Source organism: Draconibacterium sp. (assembly GCF_041583095.1).
Classification (GTDB): Bacteria; Bacteroidota; Bacteroidia; order Bacteroidales; family Prolixibacteraceae; genus Draconibacterium.
In genome coordinates, this window is the sequence record NZ_JBFHGM010000350.1 from 1 (window position 1) to 4535 (window position 4535).

Consider the following 4535-nt stretch of genomic DNA (forward strand, 5'->3'; position numbering starts at 1 on the left):
ATCAAAATCGCTGTTATCCATTCTGAAAAAGCGGGCTGCATTATTAAAGAGAATATCTCTTTTTTGGTCTTCTGATAAAAATTGCGAGTGCTCAATCACTCCCATTGATGTTTCTATCATGCGTGGCCAGGTCATAAAATCTGTTCCATACATAATACGCTTACCAAAACCAGCTTGTACCAGTCTTCTAATATATTCCTTTACATCGTCAAGCGGGTAACTCCAGATCATTCCCGAAATATCAACAAATACATACGCATTGGCACCCATTAAGGCAAGCATGTTGTCGATCATCGGATAACCGGCGTGCTGAACACAAACCTTCAGTTTTGGATGGCGTGCCAATAAATCTTCCAAAAGGAAAGGATCTCCAAGTGATGCACGATATTTTGAATTTGTAATGTTGGTCATTCCATTACCTCCGGTTCCCATATGAATTCCTGCCGGAATTCCTAACTCTTCAGCAACTGCAAAATAGGGATCAAGAGACATATCGCTTGGCGACATTCCCTGGTACTGAGGTGCTACCTCTGACATATATTTGTAAAAACCACTTTCCAATGAATCGCGGAACTGCTCAACAGTCAATTGCCCCGGACTTATGCCCGCAATAATTCTGCCTTCCGGCACTTCGGCCATCCAGCTACGGATAACTCCGGGATCGCCAAAACAAACCATAGTCATGTTCATGTCCTTTATCCGGCCGGTAATCTCATTCTTCATCTCTTCGTCGGTGGCTGCTGCCGGAAGCGGATCCAAACAATCAGAACTCATAACTTGTCCGAAACCAAATTCTTCATGCGGATCGGCACCGGGCATATCGCTTAAAAACCACGGACACAAAGGTCCTGAACCGGGTCGTACTTTTGATACATGAACATGCATATCGATAACAGGTTGGCGGGTTACTTTTTCTGCACTTTGCCCGAATACAATTGCACACGATCCAAGCATAGCAGCAATTAATAAAAATAGGTTTTTCATTTTTTAGTTTTTATGGTTTAAATTATTTGAATTACACCTATCAGGTAAGGTTGTAATAAAAGGGTCTACATAAATTCAATTATCGCGGTAACAGTTGCTTATTAATGAAACAATAAGCAGATAAAATCTTTTCTTCATAATTTGATATTTTTTGAATTTCAAAGTTGCTCTCAACTCTTTTCGTAATCAAGACTTGTCTTTGACTAAAAATAGTGCATTATGTTTAAATGACACATTGGTAAAAGTCAAAAAATAAAGAACTTTTTAAAAATCATCTAAATTCTCAGTTTTACAACAAAATGTATAAATCAAACTTCTTTCAGAAATAAAACTGTTAAGCAGAACTCTTTACGCATAACAGAGCTCTTCATTTTATTAAATAAAGAAGGATTGATCCTTTTAAAGCTAAAATGCCTTTTTTGGGATCAATCCTCTTCCTCCTCATACTAATATCCTGGATTTTGTGCTCCTTCCAAAGCCGTATTAACCGTCATTTCGTATTCAGGGAAAGGTAACAGTTCATTTTTACCTTGTTCGTAGCCGGCTCCTTGTGGTTCGTAATATCCACCTGAACCATTTGGAACTTTTTTCCCTTGATCTTTTAGTGCATCATAGGCATCGCCCCAACGCTGAAGATCCATATATCTTACCATTTCAAAAGACAGTTCAAGTTTTCTCTCGGTTTTAATGTCCTCAAACAGAGCAGTACCTGCTGAAGTAACCGGATCAAGACTCACCCTGCTTCTAACCATATTCACATAAGTTTTGGCCTTTTCATCGTCAGCACTACTTTTGCGGTTGTTGGCTTCTGCCGCCATTAACAGTACGTCTGCATAACGAATCATTCTTACATTGGTTCCAACGTTTGAAAATTGTGTCCATCCATCAGCACCTCCACCTTCCGACAGGTAACCAAGGTATTTCATATCAAGGTATCCATCAGAACCATAAGGTACGAAACCGGCAGGTGTTTGATATGCTGCCCCTAAGGCAGATAATTCATCCGGGCCAAGTATGGAAGCTGTCAATCGAACATTGTCTCCTGCTTCTACATAAGCATCGTACATTTCTTTATGAGGATTGATAAAACCCCATGAGAATGGAAAAAGATCGAGCATAAAAAACGTCATTGCCGGTAAATATTCCGGACGTGGGCCATTCATTACTACCCAACCGCCAATGCCACTTTCTGCTCCAAAAATACTGGCATAACTTAATGTCGACGTATAGTTTAATTCAAAAACAGATTCAACACCATGCTCTGAGTCTTTTCTTAAAACTTTTGCATAGTCGGGATAAAGATCATATTCTCCGGAACTTATTACTTGTTCAAATGTTGAGGCTGCTTTGTCAAAATCATCAATAAACAGGTAATGTTTGCCCAACATTGCCTGAACAGATCCCTTGCTTAACAATTGCTGATAGGTTGCCGGCATTGCACTTCGTACCGGCAATGCGGCAATTGCTTCAGTAAAATCGGCTTCAATTTGTGCATTAATTTCTGCCATTGGGGTGCGTGGCTGATTATATTCATCGGGATTTAACTGTGTTAATACCAGCGGAACTTCGCCCCACAAATTCGATAAATAGAAATAAGCGTATCCGCGTAAAGCCTTTGCCATAGCAACAAACATCGCCTTTTTTTCAGTATCAGTCTCCGTATTGTTTATTACCAGATTTGCCCTGTTTACGCAATTATACATCCAGCCGTAAAAGCCACTTATAGCAGCTGTTGTTGGTGAAAATCGATATTCATTTATTTCTTCAAGTGTTCCACCGTTATCGCCCCGGGCACCACCACCGGCGTATGATTCATCGGATAATCCGTTCAGCATGTAAACATAGTTAAATCCCATTCCACCCTGCCATTCGTCGAAAACAGCCATCAGTGCTTCAAAAACCTGGTCGTCGGTCTGGTAAAATGACTCCTCTGTTTGAACTCCTCGTTGTTCGTATTCCAGAAAATCTTCTGAACATCCAAAAGATAACAGAACAAGTACAATAAAAACCTTCGAAAATTTATATATCATAGTTTTCATTTTCATAAATTTTAGGATAATTAAAATGTAATATTTGCACCGAATAAATACGTTCTGGTGAATGGGTACATTCCCCTGTCGATACCAAGACTATTAACAGTAGATGCACCTACTTCAGGATCTACTCCCGGATAGTTTGTAAACGTGTGAAGATTCTCAACAGATAAATACAGCCTTAAACTGTTAATGAATGCTTTACTAACCAAGCTTTTAGGAAGTGTATACCCAAGCTGTATCTGCTTTATTTTCAGATATTTCCCATCGAACACCATCAAATCACTATGCCATGCATTCGATTCGGTTGCTGCACCCGGCATGGTTGCATTAGTGTTGGTTGGAGTCCAACGATCATCAAAATAGACCTTTAGTTTATTAAAATTCAAACGGTCGGTTCTAACCATACCTAACATTACATCGTGCCCAGATGCTCCCTGAAGGAAGGCCTTAAAATCAAATCCCTTGTACGACAAGTCAAGATTCAATCCATACATCAAAGTTGGAATACCACTACCGATGTATGTTTTATCTTCTGAGCTTACAGTTTTAACTGTTTCACCATCACGGTTGATGTACAACGGATTTCCTGTTTCCGGATCGATTCCGTTTGTTTTATAACCGTAGAAGTACCAAATGGGGTTACCCACATCAAAACGTGTAGCAGTTTCCAGGTTAATTGAGGCTCCTGTAAGATAAGGCTGATTGGGGTTCATGTAAGTTACTTCGTTATGAAGCGTTGACAGGTTCGCGCTAATATTGTAATTAAAATCACCTAAACTGTTGCGGTAACTTAAATCAAACTCAAAACCCCGGTTCTCTACATTACCGGCGTTAACCGTTGTTGCATCGTTTCCGGCAATAAGCGGAGGTGTTCCTGTAGTTAACAGGTCTTTGGTTTTTTTAATGTAATAATCTGCCGAGAAAGTGATACGATCCTGCGCTGCACGTACTTCCAAACCAATATCGGTTTGCTCGCTGGTTTCCCATTGCAGGTTTAAGTTGCTTAGGTTTGCAGGAGCAGTTGCGGTTCCCATACTTGAAGACTGAGGACTAACCCAATATGGATAAGATCCTGTAGTTGAAAGCGGCGCACCATACTGATAGCGTCCAAGATTTGATAAACTACCGTTCTGTCCCCAGCTACCACGAACTTTAACAAAAGTTATCGGTGTGCCTTCAGGAAAGAACTCTTCGTTAGAGATTACCCAACCTGCTGATACTGCAGGAAAAACTCCCCAGCGTGTGTCCACAGGAAGTATGTCAGATCCTGCTCCATCTCTTCGCAAACTGGCCTGCAACAAATATCTGTTATCAAATTCGTAATTAATACGGCCAAAGTAGGATACTTTACGTGTTAGTGTTCTTGAGCTGCTTACATCGTCTGACGGGTCGGCTGCGAGGAACTCAAGGTCATCATATAAAGGACTGTCCTGGGTTAACGGACTTCCGCTGGCACTTAAATTATTCAACCTGTTTTGATCGGATGACATACCAACCAGGAAAGTCATGTTGTGC

3 protein-coding genes are annotated in these 4535 nt (G+C 40.6%); all 3 read right to left on the minus strand.

Annotated features, from left to right (window positions below):
* Positions 1 to 984: amidohydrolase family protein (locus ABZB17_RS20755; protein WP_372653249.1), on the minus strand; the 984-nt coding region annotated here is incomplete at its 3' end.
* A gap of 446 nt (positions 985 to 1430) precedes the next feature.
* Positions 1431 to 3023 carry a RagB/SusD family nutrient uptake outer membrane protein gene (locus ABZB17_RS20760; protein ID WP_372653251.1) on the minus strand — a complete coding sequence of 531 codons (1593 nt, stop codon included), beginning with the start codon at positions 3021 to 3023 and terminating at the stop codon, positions 1431 to 1433.
* Between the two features lie 20 nt (positions 3024 to 3043).
* A partial coding sequence (locus tag ABZB17_RS20765; protein ID WP_372653253.1) for a SusC/RagA family TonB-linked outer membrane protein occupies positions 3044 to 4535 on the minus strand: 1492 nt, incomplete at its 5' end.